Source organism: Clostridium pascui (genome assembly GCF_016908015.1).
GTDB lineage: Bacteria > Bacillota > Clostridia > Clostridiales > Clostridiaceae > Clostridium_AK > Clostridium_AK pascui.
On record NZ_JAFBDB010000002.1, the window covers coordinates 378,222 to 398,968 of the forward strand.

Annotated in this window: 19 protein-coding genes; 13 read left to right on the plus strand and 6 right to left on the minus strand. The window is 30.1% G+C overall.

What is annotated here, in order from left to right:
• Nucleotides 1–23: 23 nt before the first annotated feature.
• Genes JOC70_RS06925 through JOC70_RS06935 form a run of 3 tightly spaced genes read right to left on the minus strand, consistent with a single transcriptional unit; the run spans nucleotide 24 to nucleotide 2,907 of the window.
• Nucleotides 24–815 carry an ABC transporter ATP-binding protein gene (locus JOC70_RS06925; RefSeq protein ID WP_204598159.1) on the minus strand — a complete coding sequence of 264 codons (792 nt, stop codon included), beginning with the start codon at nucleotides 813–815 and terminating at the stop codon, nucleotides 24–26.
• A gap of 5 nt (nucleotides 816–820) precedes the next feature.
• Nucleotides 821–1,888: a FecCD family ABC transporter permease gene (locus JOC70_RS06930; RefSeq protein WP_204598160.1), complete on the minus strand. Its 1,068-nt coding sequence runs from the start codon at nucleotides 1,886–1,888 to the stop codon at nucleotides 821–823.
• The gene (locus JOC70_RS06935) at nucleotides 1,888–2,907 is read right to left on the minus strand and encodes a FecCD family ABC transporter permease (protein ID WP_243429066.1); all 1,020 of its coding nucleotides are present in this window, start codon (nucleotides 2,905–2,907) and stop codon (nucleotides 1,888–1,890) included. Before JOC70_RS06935 ends, JOC70_RS06930 begins: the two co-directional genes overlap by 1 nt.
• Before the next feature lie 197 nt (nucleotides 2,908–3,104).
• Here JOC70_RS06935 and JOC70_RS06940 point away from each other — a divergent pair, with 197 nt between their 5' ends.
• Nucleotides 3,105–4,064 carry an ABC transporter substrate-binding protein gene (locus JOC70_RS06940; protein ID WP_204598161.1) on the plus strand — a complete coding sequence of 320 codons (960 nt, stop codon included), beginning with the start codon at nucleotides 3,105–3,107 and terminating at the stop codon, nucleotides 4,062–4,064.
• A gap of 786 nt (nucleotides 4,065–4,850) precedes the next feature.
• Here JOC70_RS06940 and JOC70_RS06945 read toward each other — a convergent pair.
• Together JOC70_RS06945 and JOC70_RS06950 are read right to left on the minus strand one after the other, a co-directional pair.
• Nucleotides 4,851–7,439 (minus strand): putative bifunctional diguanylate cyclase/phosphodiesterase, encoded by a 2,589-nt coding sequence (locus tag JOC70_RS06945; RefSeq protein ID WP_204598162.1) that lies wholly within the window; start codon nucleotides 7,437–7,439, stop codon nucleotides 4,851–4,853.
• 403 nt (nucleotides 7,440–7,842) lie between these two features.
• Complete coding sequence (locus tag JOC70_RS06950; protein ID WP_204598163.1) at nucleotides 7,843–8,265, minus strand: GNAT family N-acetyltransferase; 423 nt, start codon at nucleotides 8,263–8,265, stop codon at nucleotides 7,843–7,845.
• A 276-nt stretch (nucleotides 8,266–8,541) separates the two neighbouring features.
• On the opposite strand from JOC70_RS06950, the gene JOC70_RS06955 reads away from it, so the two are divergent.
• The 8 genes from JOC70_RS06955 (at nucleotide 8,542) to JOC70_RS06990 (ending at nucleotide 15,429) form a co-directional block, all read left to right on the plus strand.
• On the plus strand, nucleotides 8,542–10,374 hold the full coding sequence (locus tag JOC70_RS06955; RefSeq protein ID WP_204598164.1) for an ATP-binding protein: 1,833 nt from the start codon (nucleotides 8,542–8,544) through the stop codon (nucleotides 10,372–10,374).
• A gap of 9 nt (nucleotides 10,375–10,383) precedes the next feature.
• Entirely contained in the window at nucleotides 10,384–10,962 is a 579-nt protein-coding gene (locus tag JOC70_RS06960; protein WP_204598165.1) for a response regulator, read from the plus strand.
• A 17-nt stretch (nucleotides 10,963–10,979) separates the two neighbouring features.
• Complete coding sequence (locus JOC70_RS06965) at nucleotides 10,980–11,519, plus strand: hypothetical protein (RefSeq protein ID WP_204598166.1); 540 nt, start codon at nucleotides 10,980–10,982, stop codon at nucleotides 11,517–11,519.
• Nucleotides 11,520–11,535: 16 nt separating this feature from the next.
• Nucleotides 11,536–11,934 (plus strand): NAD-binding protein, encoded by a 399-nt coding sequence (locus tag JOC70_RS06970; RefSeq protein ID WP_204598167.1) that lies wholly within the window; start codon nucleotides 11,536–11,538, stop codon nucleotides 11,932–11,934.
• 31 nt (nucleotides 11,935–11,965) lie between these two features.
• Nucleotides 11,966–12,616 carry a potassium channel family protein gene (locus JOC70_RS06975; protein WP_204598168.1) on the plus strand — a complete coding sequence of 217 codons (651 nt, stop codon included), beginning with the start codon at nucleotides 11,966–11,968 and terminating at the stop codon, nucleotides 12,614–12,616.
• 122 nt (nucleotides 12,617–12,738) lie between these two features.
• Nucleotides 12,739–14,265 (plus strand): TrkH family potassium uptake protein, encoded by a 1,527-nt coding sequence (locus JOC70_RS06980; protein WP_204598169.1) that lies wholly within the window; start codon nucleotides 12,739–12,741, stop codon nucleotides 14,263–14,265.
• A complete protein-coding gene (locus tag JOC70_RS06985) occupies nucleotides 14,244–14,726 on the plus strand; it encodes a hypothetical protein (protein ID WP_204598170.1) in 483 nt (160 codons plus the stop codon). The genes JOC70_RS06980 and JOC70_RS06985 overlap by 22 nt, the downstream gene beginning before the upstream one ends.
• Nucleotides 14,727–14,748: 22 nt before the next feature.
• Nucleotides 14,749–15,429, plus strand: coding sequence for a Crp/Fnr family transcriptional regulator (locus JOC70_RS06990; protein WP_204598171.1), 681 nt, complete (start codon nucleotides 14,749–14,751; stop codon nucleotides 15,427–15,429).
• 109 nt (nucleotides 15,430–15,538) lie between these two features.
• Here JOC70_RS06990 and JOC70_RS06995 read toward each other — a convergent pair whose 3' ends face one another.
• Nucleotides 15,539–16,039, minus strand: coding sequence for a TspO/MBR family protein (locus JOC70_RS06995; RefSeq protein ID WP_204598172.1), 501 nt, complete (start codon nucleotides 16,037–16,039; stop codon nucleotides 15,539–15,541).
• 173 nt (nucleotides 16,040–16,212) lie between these two features.
• Here JOC70_RS06995 and JOC70_RS07000 point away from each other — a divergent pair, with 173 nt between their 5' ends.
• From JOC70_RS07000 to asrB, 4 genes are all read left to right on the plus strand, one after another.
• Nucleotides 16,213–17,919, plus strand: coding sequence for a methyl-accepting chemotaxis protein (locus tag JOC70_RS07000; protein WP_204598173.1), 1,707 nt, complete (start codon nucleotides 16,213–16,215; stop codon nucleotides 17,917–17,919).
• 189 nt (nucleotides 17,920–18,108) lie between these two features.
• Nucleotides 18,109–18,915 carry a formate/nitrite transporter family protein gene (locus JOC70_RS07005; RefSeq protein ID WP_204598174.1) on the plus strand — a complete coding sequence of 269 codons (807 nt, stop codon included), beginning with the start codon at nucleotides 18,109–18,111 and terminating at the stop codon, nucleotides 18,913–18,915.
• A 12-nt stretch (nucleotides 18,916–18,927) separates the two neighbouring features.
• A complete protein-coding gene (gene asrA / locus JOC70_RS07010; protein ID WP_204598175.1) occupies nucleotides 18,928–19,953 on the plus strand; it encodes an anaerobic sulfite reductase subunit AsrA in 1,026 nt (341 codons plus the stop codon).
• Nucleotides 19,946–20,743, plus strand: coding sequence for an anaerobic sulfite reductase subunit AsrB (asrB, locus tag JOC70_RS07015; protein ID WP_204598176.1), 798 nt, complete (start codon nucleotides 19,946–19,948; stop codon nucleotides 20,741–20,743). Before asrA ends, asrB begins: the two co-directional genes overlap by 8 nt.
• Nucleotides 20,744–20,747 lie beyond the last annotated feature (4 nt).

A 20,747-nucleotide genomic window follows, 5' to 3' on the forward strand; every position in this document is an offset into this window, starting at 1 on the left:
ACTAGGCTTTTATAATTTACTATTTATATTACCTCATCGAGATACTGATATGTTATGCACATAGGAGTTTTAAACAAAGGGCACTCAATTATTTTTGAATTTATTCCAAATACATCTTTAATAAGTTTTTCGCTAATAACTTTTTTAGGGTCTCCTTCAGCATAAACCTTACCATCTTTTATTGCAATTATATGGTCTGCATATCTGCAAGCTAAGTTAATATCATGTAAAACTATAACAATAGTTCTCTGTTCTTTTTTATTTAGCTCCTTTAGCAAGTCAAGTACTTCAATTTTATACTTTATATCTAAATGATTTGTAGGCTCATCTAGTAAGATAGTATCAGTTTGCTGTGCCAAAGTCATAGCAATCCACACTCTTTGTTTTTGACCACCAGAAAGATCTGAAATTCTTTTATGTTTAATATCACTTAAGCCAGTTTTCTCTAAAGCATAATCTACAATTTTCTCATCTTCCTTGCTCCATTGACTAAAAAAACTTTGATAAGGATATCTACCTTGCTTTACAAGATTGAATACAGTTAAATCAGATGGAGCTGAAGGAGTTTGAGTGAGTATAGCAAGCTTTTTAGCTATCTCATTTGAAGACTTTTCAAATATATTAATATCATCTAAGAGGACTTGTCCAGATTGAGGTTTTGCAAGTCTTGAGATAGTTCTTAGTAATGTAGATTTCCCACAGCCATTACTACCCACTAATATAGTTATTTTATTTTTAGGTATAGTTATATTTATATCTTTAAGTACTATATAATCATCATAAGCTAAAGTTAAGTTTTTTGTTGATATACTCATTTTTACTACCTCCTTTTAAGAGAATCTTGATTTTTAATTAAAAGATATATAAAAAATGGGGCACCTATTCCAGCAGTAAATATTCCTACCGGTAAATCTAAAGGAGAAAATAAAGTTCTGGCTGCCACATCTGATAAAACAACAATTATTCCACCCACTAATGTGGATAGTGGAGCTATATTTTCAAAAGATGAATTAGTTAATTTTCTAGATATATGAGGAGCAATAAGTCCTACAAAACTAATTCCGCCGCCAACTGCTGAAGCACCACTGGCTAAAGCAGCACTTAAAATCATAAGTATAAATCTATTTTTTTCTACTAAGCTTCCTAATCCCATAGATATACTATCGTCTAAATTTTGCATGTTTAGCTCTCTAATGTATATCATGGTTATTAAAAATAAAGCCAAAAACCAAAGGGATAACAGCTTAACATGGGTCCAATTAGTGCCATATACTGTTCCAGTAATCCATAGTTGAGCTTCTTTTATAAATATAACAGGCCCATTAATTATAAGTATTGACGTCAATGCTTTTGCTGCACCTGCTATAGCTATACCAATCAGTATAAGCCTGTAGGGAGTAACCCCTTTTTTAAAGGATAAAAGGTAAACTAAAATTACTACCAAGAAGGCACCAGCAAAGGCAAATATAGGCATATAAAATATACTAGTTGTTAAGGCGTTATTCTTAGGGTCAGTAAATAGTGTTAAGAAAATAAGTGCACCTACAGATCCACCATCTGTTATTCCCATAATATTTGGAGCTGCAAGGGGATTCTTGACAACTCCCTGGAGTATTGCGCCAGATAACCCTAAAGAACCTCCAACTAAAAATGCAACTAAAGTTCTTGGCAGTCTTATAGTGTTAACAATTAAGGAATTTCCACCAGTAAGATTTCTATCAAATAAAATTTTAATTACTTCAATAAAGGATAAATTTTTCTGCCCTATGCTTAAACTAAATATTATGGACAATAATGATAGAATTATAGTAATTAGTACTATAAGAGCGCTTCTTTTTTCATATATTAAAGAAAAATTTCCTTTTCTAAATATCAAAAACTTTTTCATCAGTTATTTTCCGCCTTTCTAGCTATATAGATAAAGAATGGGGTACCTATAATAGCTGTAACTGCACCAACAGGAAGTTCCTTTGGATATATAATAAATCTTGAGGCAATATCCGCAGATAATAAAAATATAGATCCTAGGACTATACTATAGGGTATTACCCATTTAAATTCAGAACCAACTAAGAAACGAGTAAAATGAGGAATAACTAAACCTACCAATGCAATTGGGCCTGCAACTGCCACAGAAGCACCAGCAAGTATAACCACTAATAAGATTATGCTAAGCTTTAAGAATTCTGTATTTAGTCCTAGACCCTTAGCCATTTCCTCACCAAGAGAAAATATATTTAATTTATCTGAAAGTAAAAAACAAACTATCCAAGCTATAACTAAAAATGGCATTACTTTTAATAACAAGTCTAAGCTTCTACCTTCAACAGATCCAGTAAGCCAGTATAAAATTTCTTCCATAGTTTTCTCATCTTTATATAATACAATTTGAGTAAAAGACATAAAGAATGCAGAAATTGCAGCACCGGAAAGAGTTAAGTCAAAGGTTTGAACAGAACCCTTTAAGCCTCCAGCTAGTCCATATACAAGAATTACTGCTATAAAAGCTCCGATAAAGGAAAAGAGTACAGCAAAATCTTGAGATAAATTAGGGAAATAACTATATATAAAAACCATAAAAAATGCAGAACCAGAATTAATACCAAGTAATCCTGGAGAAGCCATAGGGTTTTTGGTAAGAGTTTGCATGAGCACTCCAGAAAGGCTTAAGCTTCCACCTATAAATAATGCAGTTAGAGCTCTAGGAACTCTAGAAGTTTTTAAAATTATCTGTTCAGTAGTGTTTTCATAGTTTGTATATGTATTTAATAAATCCCAAGGGGAGGTCTTTATATAACCTAAAAGCAAGCTGCCTAAAAAACAGCATGCTAAAAAAACAATAAGTGCAGCTAATACTATAAATTTTGATTTATTACTTTCTAAATTAATTTTTTTAATCTTAATCAAGATAAACATCCTTTCATATATACTATATAAGTGCGTGTAAAGTTTATTGAAATAGTTCACTTTTAATATAAACTATTATCAGCTAATCGTCAATGAAAATCATTAACAAATGTAACTGAAAATCATTTGCAATTACAAAAGGTTTATGATAATATATAAATCGTCATAAAAAATAAATTTTTAAAAGAGGTGTACATATGAAGGCAAGAAAAATTTTAAAGACTTTAGCAATATTAACTGCATTTGCAAGTATCACAGCATGCTCAGGGAAGAGTAATGAAGTAAAACCAGAAGCAATTGCAGAAAGCAATAAAAGAGTAATAGAACATGCTATGGGAAAGACAGAAATAAAAGGAGAGCCTAAAAAGATAGTAGTACTTACAAACGAAGGTACAGAGGCATTATTAGAGCTTGGAATCAAGCCAGTAGGTGCTGTTCAGTCATGGACAGGAGACCCATGGTATAAACATATAGAAAAAGAAATGGAAGGCGTTGAAAACTTAGGACAAGAAAGCCAAGTTAATATAGAAGCAATAGCAGCTTTAAATCCAGATTTAATAATTGGAAATAAAATGAGACATGAAAAAATATATGATCAGCTTTCCAAAATTGCACCTACAATATATTCAAATACATTAAGAGGCGAATGGAAAGATAACTTTAAGTTTTATGCAAAAGCATTAAATAAAGAAAAAGAAGGAAATGAAATAGTTAAAAAATTTGACGATAGAGTATCAAGTATATCTAAATTAGCAGGAGACAAATTAAAGACAGAAATATCTATAGTAAGATTTATGCCTGGTAAAACAAGAATTTACCTAGGAGATACTTTCTCTGGGACTATTTTAAAAGAAATAGGATTTGCAAGACCTGAAAATCAAAGAAGTAATGAATTCACTGTAGAAATAGGAAAAGAAAGACTAAAAGAAGCAGATGGACAAGTTATGTTTTACTTTACCTATGAAACAGGGGATGGTAAGGGAACTGCTAGAGAAAAGGAATATTTAGAAGATCCTATGTTTAAAACATTAAGTGTATCTAAAAACAATAGGGTTTATAAAGTAGATGATGCTATATGGAATACAGCTGGAGGAGTTAAGGCCGCAAATCTTATGCTTGACGATATAGAAAATCTAATTAAATCAAACAAACTATAGAAGTATTACGACATTTTTAATGTTAAATCTTTCGTATGGATTCTGCATTTAAGAAAGCGTTCATTTTGCAAAGAAGCTCTAATATCTCTGAATTTAAATCGCCTAAACTTTCTAAACTCGCTGCCGCTCAGACAGTAGAAAGTTTTTTACGGTGCTTTAAATTCAGGGATAAAGAGCTTCTAATTGCTTATTCAATGCTTTCTACAATGCAGAATCTATACTAAATTTAACATTAAAAATGTCTTCATCTGCACTGCTAAAGGATGAAATTTCGTTTTGACGAAATTTCTTTAAATTGACACTTATCAAAGGGCTGGTAGGCCCGCAGACGGATAGGCCGTAAGATATTAAGTATTCTATTTTTTATTAGAAATCTTTTTTTATATTCCCATATCTTTAATTTATAAATTAAACTTTTTCCTTTATTCCTTACAGGCTCTTGTAGCATTCCTGGGCTGCCGCCCTAAAAAATCTTTCTGTGCTAGATTCTAAAATATTTTAGAAATTCAGTTATCTGAATTTCTTCCTTCAGCAGCTTATATGAAGAACTTTTTAATGCTCTGGGAGCATAAAATTTTCATCGTAGAAGGCATTGAATGAGCCTTAGAACGGCTGTATTTATAAATTTAAAATACCGTTAAGAGCCGCCTACTGTTTGAGCGACAGCGAGTTTAGGCGGCTTAGGGATTTTAAATTTATAAATATTAGCCGTTTTCGGCGAAATGAACGCCTTCCTAGATGAAAATTCTATACGACCCAGAGCATTAAAAATGTCGCAATATCCTTTTAACGTATAATAGGTGCTGTCATTAAATTTCTGTTATCTATGACTTCTAAAAACTCAGAAACTTCTTCAAAGGGTAAAGGCTTGCTATAGTAGTAACCTTGAATTTCATCACATTTTTGCTTTTTTAGTAGTGCCCATTGTTCTCTGGTTTCAACACCTTCAGCAATTACTTTAAGCTTAAGATTTTTAGCAAGAGATATAACTGTATCTACTATAGATTTAGAATCCTCATCTCTCACCATATCACGGATAAAACATGCATCTATCTTTAAGGTGTTTATTTTAAAATGTTTTAAATATTGTAAGGAAGAAAAGCCTGTACCAAAATCATCTAAGGAGATACTAACTCCCATCGAATGAAGCTTGTTAAGTATATTAATTGTAAGAGCTACATCTTGAACAGCTATGCTTTCTGTAATTTCGAGTTCAAGCCATTTTGAATCAAGACCTGTTTCTTCTAATATTTTTTGTACTTTATAAGCAAAGTTAATATCAAGAAATTGCTTTACTGAAAGATTTACAGCAACTTTAATAGGTTTAACGCCCATATCTTGAAGTAATTTATTTTGTATACAAGCTTCTCGTATAGCCCATTCTCCAACTTCAATAATAAGGCCTGTTTCTTCAAGAATTGGTATGAATTTAGATGGAGGTATTATACCAAATCGCGGGCTATTCCATCTTAAAAGTGCCTCCATGCCTATTATGCTCTCTGTATTTAAAGATTGCTGAGGCTGATAGTAAAGTATAAACTCATTGTTTTTAACTGCCTGCCTAAGACTGCTTTCCAGTTTTAAGTTTTCATTTAATTCATCGTTCATTGAGCTATTGAAGAACTTATATGAGCTCAATCCAGAGTTCAGTTTTGCTCTATACATTGCCATATCAGCATTTCGTACAAGGGAAGCATAGTTTTCTCCATCCCTTGGATAAACTGAAATCCCAATACTTACGCCAATGTAAAACTCCTTGTTTTTAAATACAAATGGAGTAGATAAAGCAGTTATTATTTGATCAGCTATAATAGCTAAATCACTTTCCTCACTTATATTAGGCACTAATACTGTAAACTCATCGCCGCCCATTCTAGAAAGTATACCAAGAGAGCCTATAGCTAAATTAATTCTCATTGAAACCAACCTTAAAAGTTCATCTCCAAAGTGGTGGCCCAGGGTATCATTCACAATTTTAAATCTATTTAGGTCTAACAGCATAACCCCAAAAGTTTCATTATCACTAGCAGCAACTTCGTTAAATTTATCATTAAAGGCAATTCTATTCGGAAGTTTGGTTAAAGGGTCCTCATAAGCCATAGTTTCAAGAGCATGTCTTGCTATATTGACTTGATTAAATTTCTCCTTTAATTTATCTGAAGTTATTTTAAAGTTTTCAATTAAGGTGGTATATTCATGGACTAAACTTGAATTCCAGTTTATAATCTCATTATTAAAAATCTTATTTGGTAGATTTGCAGTTGTAATGGTAAGTTCTTTTATAGGTTTTGTCAATGCATCAGAAGCTATTAACGCTAATACAAGCCCTATAATAATTAAAAGTGTTATAATAGATAAGGTTTGAATAAAGAAGTATTCCATTTGTTCATAATAAGGCTTAATGGGTGTTTCTATAATAACTCGAAATCTAGTATTATCAATAGTAAGCTTTAATTCTTTAACAACTAAAGAATATTTCAACTTACGCATAGGAGATAAATTTTTATATGTAGGATACAACAAGACCCCATAGTTTCCTAAATGTATATTGGCTTCTTTATATCCTGAAATGGTGTACTTAACTGAAAAGTTTCTATTAGGATTACCAACAGATATAACTTTATAATTATCATCAGCTAGAACTACAGATTGATTGTTACCAAAGTAGTCAGTATTTATGGCCTCATAAAGTGAATTTATATTTATGGATTTTGTAATTATAAATTCTGATCTCTTATTTATCTTATATTCTAGATCCTTTATTGTATCAGTAAGTTTAATTCTATAAATTATGATGACAAGAATTATAGAAGGAATTAATATGCAACCTACAACTATATTAAAAAATATTCGACTTACAGGTATCAGGGTATTCTTGGTGTACTTTGTAATTTTCTTCTCAAGTTGAAAATGAGTTAAAATTATGCTTGCAAAGAACGAATTTAATATACCATTTATGATTGCTTTAAGCGATATTATGGTTGCATGATAAGATTCAGTATTAAATACAAGCTTTGAAAAGATTACAGATATAGGTACACCGACAAAGATCCAAAATATAAGGTCACTAACAATTAAATATTTATTCCGTTTTTGCAGTAAAAAAACTATAAGTATTTCTAAAGGAAATATGATAAGTGAATCCCATCTATTTAATAAGGTATAGTTATGCAAGCTTGCTAGTATACTTATGAAAATAGCAGGTGTAACTCCATATATATCCATAATTAAAAATGCAGCTATACTCCCAAAGAAAATATATATACCTAGAAACGAAGTTATTGCAAAATAATTTAATGCAATAGCTAAAGTGGATAAAATCAAGAAATAAATTATTGACCTTTTATTAATAATCAAATCTTTATTGTATAACAATTTCACCTACTCCTAAACTGTATAATAATGATTTAATATGCATAAATCAATATATCTCAATTCATTGAGATATTTCTTTGCATGATTTGTAAAAATCTATGATTTTGTTATAAATCAGCACATCTCAATTCATTGAGATGTTTCTTTGCATGATTTGTAAAAATCTATGATTTTGCTATAAATCAGCACATCTCAATTCATTGAGATGTTTCTTTGCATGATTTATAAAAATCTATGATTTTGCTATAAATCAGCACATCTCAATTCATTGAGATGTTTCTTTATTAATGTTAACATATTATGAAATTTTTAGGAAGTTATTTTGTGTAGAATAGAAGACTTGATTTAAATAATTTATGGAAGTTATCCTTTGATTGTAAATTGTAAAACAAGATCCTTTTTACTACTCAGTGAATCCCTTAAGCTGCATTACCTCAGCATTCTTAAATAGTGCCATACCAGTTTTCATCTTTTTAAAGCCTAAACTTTCATAAAATCTTTCTTTGCCAATAGCTGCATATAATATGAAATTACACTGAGGAATGGATTCTATTATATTTTCAATAATCATTTTACCAATACCCTTTCCTTGATACTCGGGTATTACTGCTACATCATAAATTCCAGCTTGATAGGCTTCATCTGAAAGGGCTCTTCCAAAGCCAACCAGCTTCTCATTATCATAAACAAACACTGCAGTGTAACTATTGTCAAACGCTCTTTTATGAATCTCTGCATCAAAATATCCCATTCCAACTTCCTTTAAAATCTCAGGTACTAAGTTCCAATTTACATTCGATGAGTCATGTGTGATTCTTAAGTTCATTAGTAATACCTCCAAAAGTTTTAATTTAGTATATACAATTTTATATTAACAAATAATAGTATTAAATTGCATATAAATATAAAATTACTTATAAAAACATTTAAAATGTGAATAAAAATCATATATTTAATTTTCTTATGTACTAAGAGCAATGTAGTGAAATTATTTTTAAATTATATACAAATAAGTCTTTATTACTTTCTTTAGTGTAGGTATATAAGATTGATGGTATATTGTAATGTCATTATACTTAATAGTGTTTTAGGAGTGATATTTATGATAAAGGGTTTAAAACAAAAGTTAACTACTATATATCTAGTACTTGTATTAATTATTGCAATGGTAGGGGGCTCAGGTGTAGTTACACTTAGCAATTTAAAAGGTGCTGTAGAGGGACTTATGATAGCAAATTATAAAAGCATTAATGCAGCTAATAATATGATGGAAGTACTAGAGAAGCAGAATATAAATATTATCAATTATATACACATGGGAAATTCACAAATTACAAAGGAATTTTACAACAATAGTAATGAGTTTTATGAATGGTTCAATATAGAGTCAAGTAATATAACAGAAACAGGAGAAAGGGAATATGTAGAACAAATAAAAAATGAATATGTAGATTTTATGAGGCTATTCTCAAAACTTCAAGAAATAAGAAATACAAAAGGAACTGAAGAAGCTTTAACTTTTTATGATAATGAAGTTATATCTTCCGTTACTTTAATTAGGAAAGATTTAAGGGGGATATCTACAGTAAATGAACAAGTGATGTTGAAAAATAAGGATTTGGTTACAGGTGATGTAAGAAATTCAACGCAATTTATTTTGATATTATCCATAACTTCAGTATTAGGAGGGTTCTTCTTATCTATATTTTTGATAAATAAATTTTTAAAGCCTATTTATTTATTAACAGAGACTATTAAATTGGTGAAAGATGGAGACTTGAATCAGCAAACTCCTGTTATTTCAAATGATGAGATAGGTGTACTTGCTAAAGAATTTAATAATATGATTAAAAGACTTCAAGCATTTGAACAAAGTACTTTAGGAAAGCTCATGGAAGAAAGAAATAAGTCTATAACTATAGTTAAGAGTATATCTGACCCATTAATAGTGTTAGATACTAGTTTTAAAGTAATGGTATTGAACAAAGTTTGTGAAAAGTTTTTTAACATAAAAGAAGATAAAGCTATAGGAAAACACTTCTTAGAGGTTATAAGGCATGGAGAATTATTTGATTATATATGGGAAACCTATGAAGGAAATGAAGAGACTACTCCAAGGATAATGACAATAAAAAATAATAACAAAGAATACTACTTTAATATAACTCTTTCTGTAATAAAAAATGGATCGTCAACTATAAACGGTATTATAGTATTTCTTCAAGATGTAACTGAATTAAAAGAGTTAGAAAAGATGAAAAATAACTTTGTATCCTCTGCTTCTCATGAATTTAAAACTCCACTAACATCACTTATGATGGGGGCAAGTCTCTTAATGGAGAAAAATATGGGAGTTATAAATGATAAACAACAAGAAATTATAAAAACTATTCAAGAGGATGCAGATAAACTTTTAAATTTAGTAAATAATCTTTTAAAGCTCTCTACAATGGAATATGATAAGTCTTTGTTTAAGCTTAAAGAAGAAAATATTGAAGATATAATTAATAATTCGGTGAAAGATTTTTACAAACTGGCTGAAAGTAAAAATGTAGAAATATGTGTTGATATAGAAAAAAAATTACCTAAAGTAATGGTAGACTTTGAAAAACTTACATGGGTAATAAATAACTTATTAAACAATGCATTGAAATTTACAACATCAGGAGATGAAATATATATAAGCAGTTATAAAAATCATAGCAAAATATTTGTATCAATTAAGGATACAGGTATAGGAATATCAGAAGAGTATGTAGATAAAATTTTTGATAAATTTGTTCAAGTTAAGGGGCAGGACTCAAGTAATTCAGGCACAGGACTTGGACTCGCTATTTCTAAACAAATAGTGGAAGTACATTCGGGAGAAATTTGGTGCGAAAGTGAATTGGGAAAAGGAAGTAATTTTATTTTTACTTTGCCGATAAAGAATTGAGGTGGAAAAATGAAAAAAGCTTTAGTAATAGATGATACTAAGAATATAAGAACGCTGTTAACAACTTGCCTCGAGATGAATAACTATGAAGTTATAACAGCTAAAGGCGGAGAAGAAGCAGTTAATGAATTTAAGAGACAAAAGTTTGATATAGCTTTTTTAGATATAAAGATGCCTGAAATAAGTGGTACAGAGGTATTAAGACAAATAAGAAGTTTGAAAATTAATACACCAGTTATAATAATGACAGCTTTTGCTACAGTTAAAAATGCAGTGGATTGTACCAAACTAGGTGCTGTAGCCTATTTGCAAAAACCATTTACTTCAGAAAAGATTAAAAGCTTATTAAATGAAATTGAAAAGGATGAAACATTAATTACAGATATAAGCGGTTATATTAGTTATTCTAAAAAACTTATAAAAGAAAATAAGCCAGAAGAAGCATTGAAGTTTTTAAATAAAGCATTAGCCATGAAAGCCAACGATGGACAAATATATTATTTGATAGCAATATGCTACAAACGCATGGGCAAAGAAGAAGAATGCAGGAAGTTCTACAAAGCAGCTCAAGTTTTTGATTATAAGTAGTGTAAGGAGATTTGATTATGTTTAAAGATTATTGTGATTTTAATCATGAATGCATTATAAATTTTATTGGAAATATAATTGAGGGGGAATATGGAGTAAATAAAATCCACAAGATATTTTTAATAACAAAAAACAATATAGCCTATGATATGTTTTGTAATTTGCAGCATGCATCTGAAACATTAGTGTTTTCAAGGGGAAATAATTTAGATAAGACACTTCTTTTATATACTTTACTAACATCTGCTGGATTTGACTGCAATTTATGTTATGCAGTAGTTAAAGATAACTCAAAATTAATAAGTAGAAGTGGAAAAAATGTAAAATGGTTTTATGTAACAGTAAATTATTTTGGAAAGTTAATTGAATTCGATTGTAGTTTTGATAGAAGTTTTATGAATGCAGCCCAAATAAGGCATATTTCCCAAAGTTGGGATTTTAAGCTAGAAAATTATGTTTATAAAAATGAAAAGTTATTCAATGTAGTTAAAAGATGTTCTATAAATATGAAAGAAAGAAACGATGAGTTTTCTGAACTTGTTTGTACAAGCTATTAAAATGGAGGATATACATATGCATGTTATAATTGTAGGCTGTGGTAGATTAGGAAGTACCATAGCAAGATATTTAGGAGAAAATGGACATGACGTAGTTATTATAGATAATGATGGAGAGAGGCTTAATAATGTAGAAAGCTCATTTAATGGAATAAAGATAAAAGGAATAGAATTTGATACAGATACTTTAATGGAAGCCGGAATAGATAAAGCAGATATATTTTTAGCACTTACACCAGATGATAATAAAAATATAATGGCATGTAAAATAGCAAAAGATATTTTTCAAGTTAAAAAAGTAATAGGAAGGGTTAGTAATTTAAATATGGAAAGTGCTTATTTAGATTTAAGTATAGATGTGATAAATCCAATTAAGTTAGCAGTAAATAGTTTAAATGAAAAGATGTTTAGTTAAATAATTCTATTATTTAAAAGGAGATTTTGATATGAAAGCGCTTGTAGTTGGGGGAGGAAAAGTAGGGTATTATTTAGTAAAAACCTTAAAAAGTAAGGGGTATAAAATAACTCTTATAGAAAGAGATAAAACTTTATGTAACAAAATTGCTGAGGAGTTAGAAATAGACGTAATATATGGAGATGGAACAGATATAGAGGTCTTGAGAGATGCAGGTATATATGATACTGAAGTAGTAGCAGCAGTAACAGGAAAGGATGAAGAAAACTTTACCATATGCCAAATAGTAAAAATGAAATTTTGTTATTGTGAAACTATTGCTCGTATAAACAACCCTAAAAATAGACAAGTATTCAAGGCATTAGGTATCGATAAGACTGTATGTAGTACAGAAGTAATTGCAAATCTTATAGAAAGTGAATTAAATCATAACAAAATAAAGGTAGTGCAACCTTTAGATAAAGGAGAAATGATTTTAGTAGAGGCTGTATTAGATAAAAAGAGCAAGTGGAAGGATAAAACTATAAGTGCTATTGATGCACCAGAGGGATGTGTAATAGTATCTATATATAGAAATGACAAAATTATATATCCTAAAGGAAGTATAGGATTAAAAGAAGGAGATAAAGTGTTTATAGTTGTTAGCATGTCTAATAAATGCATCTTAGAAAAAATACTTTAAGGAGGAGCAATTGTGTTAAATAAGAAAAAGATATTAAATGGAGTAATAATGGAAGTTATATTTACATCTATACTTGTAAGTACAGTATTTATGATTAATATTATTATAATGAGGTAAATGCTATGATAAAAACAAAACACTATAATTTAAAGTTGATATTATATTATACAGGATATATCATTTTGGGAATTGCCATGCTTATGTCAATTCCCTTAATTACAGCCATATTTTTCAAGGAGTGGAATGTAGTACTAGATTTTATTATAAGTATGAGTATTTCTGCAAATATAGGTATTTTATTTATAATATTTTGTAAGAAAAGCAAGGATATTATAAAATTTGAATGGAAACATGGCCTTGTAATAGCAGCCTTTTCTTGGATTATATTGACATTGTTATGTGCCATACCCTATTGGTTAAGTGGAAATTTCAAACAATTTATTGATGCTTGTTTTGATGTAATGAGTGGCTTTACTACTACAGGACTTGTACTAATACAAAATCTTGACCATGTATCTTATGGGTTAAATATGTGGAGACACATAATAACCTTTGTTGGTGGGCAGGGAATGGTAGTTATGGCTTTATCTTTTCTTGTAAGAGATACCGTTGGAGCATATAAGATGTATGTTGGAGAAGGTAAAGATATAGAATTGGTGCCTAATGTAAAAGGTACTGCTAAAATTATATGGATCATAAGTATGATATATTTGGTTTTGGGAACAATTTTTCTATGGGTTAATGGGATTTTTATAGGAATAAAGCCTGTATCAGCTTTTTTTCATGGATTATTTATATATATGTCAGCTTGGAGTACGGGAGGATTTGCTCCTATGACTCAAAGTTTAAACTATTATCATAGCTTAAGTTTTGAAATTACATCAATTATATTTTTTACAATAGGTTCCTTTAATTTTGGGCTTCATTATGCTATTTGGCAAGGAAATAAAAAAGAGATTATGAAAAATATAGAAACTCAAAGCTTTTTTATAACCGCTATTTTAGCTAGTTATTTCGCAGTTATAGGATTAAATAAGTTACAAGTATATGATAATGCAATAGCCATGTTTAGAAGAGTAGTATATAATATACTTTCAGCTCATACTACCACTGGTTTTGGTAATATATATGCAAGACAATTTGCTTTACAATGGGGAGATTTTGGATTACTTATAATAATTATTGCTATGCTTATAGGGGGTTCGGCTTGTTCTACAGCTGGAGGAGTTAAGGGACTTCGTATAGGAATTTTATTTAAAGGGTTAATAGGAGAAGTAAAAAGGCTTTTATCTTCAGAAAGAAAGATAAATATAATAAAATATCATTATATTAAGGATAATGTTTTAACAGAAGGCATATTTAAAAGTTCTTCTATAGTAGTTATATGTTATATAGTTCTTTTTACTTTAGGAATTGCTATAGGAGTATATTATGGATATCCATTAGCTAGTGCAGCGTTTGAATCTGCATCCGTAGCAGGAAATGTAGGTTTGTCTATAGGAGTAACAAACGCAGATATGCCATATTTAATGAAGCTATACTATATAATTGCTATGTATCTTGGAAGACTTGAATTTATGTCTGTATTTGCTTTAGCGGGATTTATTATTGGAGGTATTAAGAACATATGCATAAAATGTTTAAAATAATTTTAGTACCAGTATTAGCGATATTTATGACTTTTATAGTATCAGCTGAAGAAAACATAAGCTTGAATGATTTAATAGAAAGATATAAACAATATAATAATAAAACTGTAGTTGTTACTGGGGAAGTTATAGGGGAGCAAATGAAAAGAGGAGAATATAGCTGGATAAATATAAATGATGGAACAAATGCTATGGGGATTTGGGTAAGAAACGATTTAGCTGAAAATATAAAAATATTTGGTAGTTATAAGAATAAAGGTGATATAATTCAAGTAAAAGGAGTATTTCATATAAATTGTGTAGAGCATGGCGGAGATATAGATATACATGCAGATAGTTTATCTATTATGGAAAGAGGATATAATATTTCTCATCCTATCCAATCTACTAAAAAAACTGTTGCAAGTATTTTAACTATAGTAAGTATGATCTTAATATTTTTATATTATAGAGTAAAATAAATTTAAAATGGAGATATAAAATATGGACTTGGGAAATTATATTAATGGCATAAATATCTTTAAAGAAGTAAATAAGGAGGCCCTGAAAGCTTTAACAGAAAGAGCTAGTATACTAAAGCTTAAAAAAGGTGAAAATCTCTTTATGGAAAAGACAGAAGTTACTAATATATATATTGTAGTAGAAGGAAATGTAGTGCTTTATAGGTTATCAGAAGGTGGACAAAAAAAGATAGTATATATATTAGGAAAGGATTATGTAATAAATGAAGTTATAATGGATGGAAAATTTGCATCAATTAGTGCAGATGCCTATGAAACTTCGTTGATTTTATCAATACCTAAAGATAGTTTTATGAAGGCAATGAGTCTTGATTGGGATTTTAATTATAAGATAATATGCTCCATGTCTAAAAAAATAAGAAGACTTTATAGGCAGCTTAAGAATACTGTTCCTTTAAAAATAGAAAGAAAGGTAGCAGCAAAGCTTTGGAAGTTATCTAAAGACTATGGAAAAACTGTTAAAGATGGAGAAGAAATAGCCTTAAGTATTACTGTAAACGATATGGCAGAAATGCTTGGAAGCTCTAGAGAAACTATATCCAGAGCAATTAAAGAACTTAAGGAACATGAACTTATAGTTACAGATAAGAGAAAAATAATAGTAAAAGACAGAGAAAAGCTGGCAGAGTTTTTTAGGAAGTAGAAAAAGGCTTAAAGTATTCTTTTAGTAACCAGTAGCCAGTTATAGAGTTTTTGCGATGCAAAACTATATTTCACTGGTTACTTGTTACTGTTTTGCTTGGTAGAATATGTTACATTTCATTGAGCATCCATATGGAAAGGTTCAAAACTCCTGCAAAAGATACCCAAAGTATATAGGGAATTAAAAGATAAGCTGATATCTTATCATGTTTTGCAAACTCAAAGGTGGTTAAAAGAATAAACACAAGAAGTACAAGCAATTCTATAAAAGCAAGTCCATAAAGGTTAAATCTAAAAAATATGAATGTCCAAAGTAAATTTAAGCCAAATTGGATGAAATAATATACAAGTGCTCGTGTAACATATTTCCCTTCCTTTTTTAATAATAATATTCTATAAAGGGCAATGGACATAAGTAGATATAGTATTGGCCACACAACTGCAAAGACCCATCCTGGAGGGGCAAAGGGCGGTGTTATTAAATTTGAATAAGTTTCTCTATTAGACATTCCAAAATAACTAGATAATGCAGCTATTCCTTCTGTTAAAATTATAATAGAAATTAACAATGGAATATTTCTTTTCCCATCTACTTTAAAGATATTTTTCATTTTCCATACTCCTTTTAATATTAACCAATATAAATATATTCCTTAAATTTTAGTTTATGTTACAGTAAAGCTTTTATGTGAATAAAAGTTTGAATATATACTCACTTTTCTTAAGTTGCCTTATTATATTACGAAAAGTATATTATTACCGAAAGGGGATGGAGATAAGATAAATGAAAAATATAAAAAGTATAAATATAAAAATTACATTACCTATTTTTGTTATGTTTGTTATTTTTGTCAGTGTTACGATTGTCCAAATTAGGGCTGTACAAAATAATTTATCAGAAGTAAAACAAATGAATGAAAAATACTTTGCTACGCTTTCAAAGGCAGAGGAGTTAAAGTTAAATGTTGTTCAAGTTCAACAGTGGCTTACAGATATTAGTGCAACAAGGGGAGCAGAAGGTTATAATGATGGTTTTGAAAAAGCAGAAGAGCATGCGGCAGGCGCGAAGAAAAATTTACAGGAGCTTATAGAAATTAATCCTGAAAATAGTAATGAGATACAGGCTATCGAAAAAGCTTTTGAGCCTTATTATGAAACTGGTAAAGTTATGGCTAATGCATATATTACTGGAGGTCCCAGCAAGGGAAATGCTACAATGCTTAAGTTTGATAAAATGGCCCAGGAAGTAAATGGACAAGTAGATAATTTTAAGAACAATTCTAATGAAAATATAAAAAATGTTATTGCAGATATACAAAGAAATATACATGTAACAATGGGTATAATGGGAATTTCAATTATTATAGCTGTAATAATACTTATTATGGCATGGTCATATGTTTCTAAGAAAGTCGTAAAGCCTATTTTTAATGTATTAACCAAACTTCGTGAAATGGCAAATAGTGAAGGAGACTTAAGCCAGCATATTGAAGTTAAAAGTAACGATGAGATAGGAGAACTTGCTCAAAATATAAATTTACTTCAAGACTCTTTTAGTAATATAATATCTACAATTACGTGTGAATCTTTACAGGTAGGAGATATAGTTAATAAAACAAATAATAATATACAAAATCTTACCTTACAAATTGGGAATGTACTGAAAACTACAGAAGAAATGGCAGCAAGCATGGAAGAATCCGCAGCTTCTACAGAGGAAATGGATGCATCAGCTGTAGAAATCAAAAAGGCCGTTGAAAACATTGCATCTAAAGCTGAAAATGGAACTGAAGTTATAAGGGAAATCAGTAAGCATGCGGAAGAGTTAAAACAAAATGCAGTAGTTGCTCAACAAACTGCACAAACAATAGGTATGACAACAAGTCAAAAATTAAGCTCTGCGATAGAGCAGGCTAAGGCAGTAGAGGAAATTGGATTGCTTACTGATGCAATACTACAAATAGCTTCACAAACAAACCTACTTGCACTGAATGCATCTATTGAGGCAGCAAGAGCAGGGGAAGCCGGCAGGGGGTTTTCAGTTGTAGCTAATGAAATTAAAAAACTTTCAGAGGATTCAAAGAATGCTGTAAGCAAAATTCAACAGGTCACAAAACGAGTAATGAATTCTGTGGAAAATTTAAGTGAAAGTTCAAGTGAGATTTTAGACTTTATCAAACAAAATGTAATAAAGGATTATGAAATTCTAGTAAATACTGGGGAGCAGTATTATAAGAATGCAGCGTATATGGAGGACTTTGTTTCAGGTTTAAGTAAAGTGCTAGAAGAGATAACAGTTTCAATGGAAAATGTAACAAAATCCATTGGTGAAGTATCTGCATCAAATAATGAAACTGCACAAGGTACTGAAAGTATTGCAGAAAGTACTACTGAGGTTTTCCAAAAGTCAAATGAAGTGTTGGAGCTTATAAATACTACAAGTAAAAGTGTTAACAAGCTCCAGGGTATGGTTGCTAAATTCAAAGTATAAAAAAATATTAATCAGACCTACTGACTGAAAGAAGGAATTTCGTTTTGGCGAAAGTTCCTTTTAAATTCAATAATCACAAAGTTATAAAAAATATTTAGAAAACATAAAAGTATGTGATAAAAATCACATACTTTTATGTTTTTATCATTTAAAATCATACATGTAAATTGATTAGAGAGGAGATATATCATGTTTAGTGAAGAAATTAACAAAGTTGGAAATGCAGGAGAGGCAAAAGCAAAATTACTAAAAAACAATCCTTTTGGGTATACGATATCATCAGCATTAGCTGGAATTTATGTAGGAATTGGTATAATACTTATCTTTACAGTAGGTGGATTTTTTAATGCAGTAAATTCACCAGCTACAAAACTTCTAATGGGAATTTCTTTTGGAATCGCCTTAAGCCTCGTAATAATGGCAGGATCAGAATTATTCACAGGTAACAACATGGTTATGACTATATCTTCTTTAGATAAAAAAACAACTTGGGGGGAGACCTTTAAAGTTTGGATTGTATCATATGTTGGAAATTTCATAGGTTCAGCACTTTTAGCGCTTATTTATGTAAAAAGTGGACTTGCATCAGGACCAGTGGCAAGCTTTATAGTAAAAGCTAGTGAAACAAAAATGAACTTACCTTGGGATCAATTATTATATAGAGGAATACTTTGTAATTTGCTTGTATGCTTAGCAGTATGGTGTTCTTTTAAAATGAAAGAAGAAGCTGGAAAATTAATTATGATATTTTGGTGTCTATTTGCATTTATAACAGCAGGATTTGAGCATTCAGTAGCAAACATGACATTGCTTTCAATAGGACTTTTAATTCCACACAGTGGAGCAGTAACATTAGGTGGACTTTTCCACAATCTTATATTCGTAACGCTAGGAAACATGATTGGTGGAATAGTTTTTGTAGCACTTGCTTATTTTTCAATAGCTAAAAACACTATTAAGGTTTCAAATTCTAATACAATCAAAGAAAGTAAATAAGAGGTGATAATAATGGGATTAAGAATGAGAAGACAAGACTTTAACAATATTATCAAAAATTTATCAAAAGAATATAAGGTTTATGCACCAGTAACTTTAGCTGGCAAGGGAAACTTTTCAGATACAGATTCTATAAGGTATGAAGAAGTTAAAGATGGAGAAAAGATAAATTTAGTAGATAAATCACATTTTTCATATAAGGAAGTTATACTTCCAACAACTCAAACATTGTTTTACTTCACTGAAGATCAGTGGATGGAACCTAAAATAGATGATAAAAAGATATTAGTGTTTTTAAGAAGCTGTGATATGCATGGGGTAAAGAGAGTAGATCAAATTTACTTAAAAAATGGCGCAGAAGATCCTTATTATAAGGCATTAAGAAATAAGGTGAAATTTGTTTTAATAGGATGTGAAAATTCCTTTGAAAATTGCTTCTGTGCATCCATGGGTACAAATAAGACAGCTGATTATGATATGGCAGTAAATGATGGTGGAGGGTACATTGAAATCGATGTAAAAGATAATAATCTTTCAATATATTTTGAGGGAGTAGAAGCAGAAAAATTAGATGTTACTCCAGCTTATGTAGAAAGTAATGATATAAATGTAAACATTCCAGATGAAAACAAGGTAGATCTTGGAGAAGTGGCTAAATTACCATTATGGAATGAATATAACGCAAGATGTATAGCTTGTGGAAAATGCAACTTTGTTTGTCCAACTTGTACATGTAACTCAATGCAGGATATATTCTACAGGGATAATAAAAATGCAGGAGAAAGAAGAAGAGTTTGGGCATCTTGTCAAGTAGATGGTTACACAACTATGGCAGGTGGACATGGCTTTAGACAAGATAAGGGACAAAGAATGAGATTTAAAGTTCTTCATAAAGTTTATGATTTTAATAAGAGATTTGGGTATCATATGTGTGTAGGATGCGGAAGATGTGATGACGCATGTCCACAATATATATCATTCTCAAACTGTGTAAATAAATTAACTGACGCTCTAGAAGGAGGAAAGGCTAATGAATAATCCATACATTCCTTTTAAATCCGAAATATTAGATATAAAAAAGCATACTGACATAGAATATACGTTTAGGATGGAATACCAGGGAGAAGCTAAGGTAAAACCTGGTCAGTTCTTTGAAGTTTCAATTCCAAAGTACGGTGAAGCTCCGATATCTGTTTGTGGAATAGGTGACGGCTTTGTAGAATTAACTATAAGAAGGGTTGGAGTAGTTACAGACGAAGTACACAAGTATGAAGCAGGCCAATGCTTCTTTATGAGAGGACCTTATGGTAATGGATTTGATGTAGAAAACTTCAAAAATAAGGATTTAGTTATAGTTGTAGGTGGAACAGCACTTGCACCTGTTAAAGGAGTTATAGACTATTTTCATAAAAACAGAGAAGAATGTGGAAACTTTAGCTTAATAGCAGGATTTAAAAATGTAGATAGCGTACTATTCAAAGATGATATAGAAGAATGGAAAAATAACATAGATGTAACAATTACTGTGGACTCTGCAGAAGAAGGATATAAAGGTAACGTTGGACTTGTTACAAAATATATACCACTTTTAAACTTAAAAGATAAGGAAAATGCTCAGTTTATAGTTGTAGGACCACCTGTAATGATGAAGTTTGCTGTAGCAGAGGTTTTAAAACTTGGAATAGAAGAAAAGAATATTTGGATTTCTCAAGAAAGAAAGATGTGCTGTGGACTTGGAAAATGCGGACATTGTAAAATTGGAGAAACATATATTTGTTTAGATGGCCCTGTATTTAATTATACAGAGGGTAAAAAGCTTATAGATTAGGGGG

Excerpts from the sequence above, each read along its gene's own strand:
- JOC70_RS06990 (WP_204598171.1), top strand. The coding sequence starts at position 14,749 with ATGGACTTGGGAAATTATATTAATGGCATAAATATCTTTAAAGAAGTA.
- JOC70_RS06995 (WP_204598172.1), bottom strand. The coding sequence starts at position 16,039 with ATGAAAAATATCTTTAAAGTAGATGGGAAAAGAAATATTCCATTGTTA.
- asrB (WP_204598176.1), top strand. The coding sequence starts at position 19,946 with ATGAATAATCCATACATTCCTTTTAAATCCGAAATATTAGATATAAAA.
- JOC70_RS06980 (WP_204598169.1), top strand. The coding sequence starts at position 12,739 with ATGATAAAAACAAAACACTATAATTTAAAGTTGATATTATATTATACA.
- asrA (WP_204598175.1), top strand. The coding sequence starts at position 18,928 with ATGGGATTAAGAATGAGAAGACAAGACTTTAACAATATTATCAAAAAT.
- JOC70_RS06925 (WP_204598159.1), bottom strand. The coding sequence starts at position 815 with ATGAGTATATCAACAAAAAACTTAACTTTAGCTTATGATGATTATATA.
- JOC70_RS07005 (WP_204598174.1), top strand. The coding sequence starts at position 18,109 with ATGTTTAGTGAAGAAATTAACAAAGTTGGAAATGCAGGAGAGGCAAAA.
- JOC70_RS07000 (WP_204598173.1), top strand. The coding sequence starts at position 16,213 with ATGAAAAATATAAAAAGTATAAATATAAAAATTACATTACCTATTTTT.
- JOC70_RS06940 (WP_204598161.1), top strand. The coding sequence starts at position 3,105 with ATGAAGGCAAGAAAAATTTTAAAGACTTTAGCAATATTAACTGCATTT.
- JOC70_RS06960 (WP_204598165.1), top strand. The coding sequence starts at position 10,384 with ATGAAAAAAGCTTTAGTAATAGATGATACTAAGAATATAAGAACGCTG.
- JOC70_RS06965 (WP_204598166.1), top strand. The coding sequence starts at position 10,980 with ATGTTTAAAGATTATTGTGATTTTAATCATGAATGCATTATAAATTTT.
- JOC70_RS06970 (WP_204598167.1), top strand. The coding sequence starts at position 11,536 with ATGCATGTTATAATTGTAGGCTGTGGTAGATTAGGAAGTACCATAGCA.
- JOC70_RS06975 (WP_204598168.1), top strand. The coding sequence starts at position 11,966 with ATGAAAGCGCTTGTAGTTGGGGGAGGAAAAGTAGGGTATTATTTAGTA.
- JOC70_RS06955 (WP_204598164.1), top strand. The coding sequence starts at position 8,542 with ATGATAAAGGGTTTAAAACAAAAGTTAACTACTATATATCTAGTACTT.
- JOC70_RS06950 (WP_204598163.1), bottom strand. The coding sequence starts at position 8,265 with ATGAACTTAAGAATCACACATGACTCATCGAATGTAAATTGGAACTTA.
- JOC70_RS06985 (WP_204598170.1), top strand. The coding sequence starts at position 14,244 with ATGCATAAAATGTTTAAAATAATTTTAGTACCAGTATTAGCGATATTT.
- JOC70_RS06930 (WP_204598160.1), bottom strand. The coding sequence starts at position 1,888 with ATGAAAAAGTTTTTGATATTTAGAAAAGGAAATTTTTCTTTAATATAT.